Origin of the sequence: Bacteroides sp. (genome assembly GCF_029057325.1) — a bacterium.
Taxonomy (GTDB): domain Bacteria; phylum Bacteroidota; class Bacteroidia; order Bacteroidales; family Bacteroidaceae; genus Bacteroides.
The window spans coordinates 1-2283 of the sequence record NZ_JAICZW010000044.1 but is presented as its reverse complement, the minus strand read 5'-3'; the positions used below and the strand labels follow the sequence as shown (position 1 = coordinate 2283).

The 2283-nt window shown below is 45.6% G+C and carries 3 protein-coding genes and 1 pseudogene; all 4 read right to left on the bottom strand.

Going from position 1 to position 2283, the window contains the following annotated elements; all coding sequences use genetic code 11:
• Window positions 1-183: 183 nt before the first annotated feature.
• Window positions 184-774, bottom strand: coding sequence for a dephospho-CoA kinase (gene coaE / locus K2G43_RS02975; protein ID WP_300152930.1), 591 nt, complete (start codon window positions 772-774; stop codon window positions 184-186).
• Window positions 764-1780: a YbbR-like domain-containing protein gene (locus K2G43_RS02970; protein WP_297645473.1), complete on the bottom strand. Its 1017-nt coding sequence runs from the start codon at window positions 1778-1780 to the stop codon at window positions 764-766. Before K2G43_RS02970 ends, coaE begins: the two co-directional genes overlap by 11 nt.
• Before the next feature lie 15 nt (window positions 1781-1795).
• Entirely contained in the window at window positions 1796-2128 is a 333-nt protein-coding gene (gene yajC, locus K2G43_RS02965) for a preprotein translocase subunit YajC (RefSeq protein ID WP_297645476.1), read from the bottom strand.
• Between the two features lie 36 nt (window positions 2129-2164).
• Window positions 2165-2283: pseudogene (locus K2G43_RS02960) on the bottom strand (transcription antitermination factor NusB); the annotation flags it as partial.

Genomic DNA, 2283 nt, shown 5'->3' with positions numbered 1-2283 from the left:
AATATATTCAGTTTTGTAATTAATGGTTATTTTTCCGAGGGGCAAAGATAATGCAAGCCACAGAGAATACAAAATAAGCGGACTATTTTTAGCAATTCAAATGCCACACTTCAGAAGATAAAATGTGGCATTGTTATCACTAAGATGCGGCAATGTTATTACTAAGATGCGGCATTGTTGATATTAAGAAGTGGCTTTCAAACGGGAAAGCAGTTCCAATAGCTGCGGAATCAACGGCGTTTCATCGTCATTCACAATGACATAGTCCGCATAGCTGCGTTTTTCCTCGTCATTCATCTGGCTACGGACACGCTTCTCTATCAATTCACGCGAAGAAGCATCCCTTCGGACGGCACGCGCGATGCGCACTTCTTCGGGCGCACTGACCATAACGAGGAAATCAACCTCACTCGTGAACCCTGCTTCCACCAGAATGGCGGATTCGATGCCTACTATAGAACAGGCGGCACGCTTTTGCGCCCATTGCCTGAAATCTTCCCTGACGCGGGGATGAACGATGCCATTGACCCGCCGGGCATTTGCCGGACTATCGAAAAGATAAGATGCCAACAGCGGTTTGTTCAGCACGCCTCCGGCATAAACCTCCTCCCCCAACAACGCTTGCAGCGCTTGTCGGATAGCCGTATCGCTAGCCATCAGCCGTTTGGTTTCCGAATCAGAATCATAGACAGGAACGCCCAACATCCCCAACAAACGGGACACAACACTCTTCCCACTGCCGATGCCACCGGTGATGCCTATCTTAATTGCCATAATTCGGAGAGACCTGTTCTATCAGGAAATCAATTTGAGAAGGATTGAAACGCACACGGCTTACCTCTTTCGGCAAGTTCTTCAGTTTAATTGTATATTTGTCAGAACCCAACTTCAGTAACTCTTCATAAGTCACATAAATATGGAAGTCATCGGCACCCACCTGCCTGAACCGGCTCATACCGACCTGAAAAGTAACTTGCACCTTCGAGGGAAAAGCACGCAACACCTTATCGGCCGGGAAATTCACGCCACGCACCGGAACTTCCACCGTCTTTTCTGTATAGATATCCACCGGAAGCGTCATTTCAATGGAAGACGGAACAAATTTCACTCCTTTCTGCACTTGCAACGACACTTGTTGCTTTAATGTGTCCGAAATGTTTTCCAATTTCAATGCTTGTGTAGAAGCTACCGTAATGGTGTCCAACACCGCTGCGGGTGCATAGACCAACACGGAATCCGGCCGGAACAACGTATCCGAAAGGTAGTACTCCCGACCTGCGCTCAATGTCCCTTGCAATTTTACCGGTACCCGTTTGGAAGCCCCCGTCGCATAAATATATTCCAGCGTATCGGGTTTCATCGAAAGCAGCCGGGTAGAAGCGTTCAACTGGCTCAGCACCTTCTTCTCAAATTGTGGAGCATAAATCCGCACCCGGTTGTTAACGCTTTTATAGTCGGCATAATCAAGCGTGACAGGATAAAAGCTTTTGCCAAGCATATAGTTAAGCAGCACCGTCCCCTTATCCTTCACCGTAATGTGTAATTCAGAGGCCGGTTCGGAAGTGATGACCACATCGTTAGGTACTCCTTTCAATCGTATCGGTATGGAGAAACTTGTTTCATAGTCGTTGTTCAACGTCCGCAACAACCAAAATCCTCCCGCCACAAAGAAGAAAAACAAAAAAATGAAGAACTCCCTGCTCTTTTCACTGAGCAGAAAGTCCTTCACTTGTCTGGATATCTTCAGATATGTGCGTCTTATGTTCCTACGTTCAAACATAGGCTCACATTTTCATTATTTAGAAGCTTGGTTGCTGTTTGCATCGGCAGCTGCGGCAAAGATGGAGTTCTTGTCGATGCGAATCTTAACGTTGGAAGCAATTTCAAGGATTACGTCATCATCATTGATCTCCTTGACAACGCCGTGGATGCCGCCGGCTGTGATTACCTTCTGATTCACTTGAAGCGACTTGCGGAAATTGGCAATCTCCTTCTGCTTCTTGTTTTGAGGACGAATCATAAAGAAATACATAATAGCGAACATCGCTATCAGCATAATCCACATCATACTTCCACTATTCGGATTTGCACCGGGAGCTTGCAGCAAAAATACAGTCATTACATTCATAAATACTCTGTTTTAGATTTCTATATAGCAAAGGTATCAGTTTTTCGTCAACTTACCCTCTTTTTTCAATTGATTAACTATTCCGTCCAATGTACCGTTGACAAAACCGCCACTCTTTGCAGTGCTGTAAAGTTTGGCAATGTCCACATATTCAT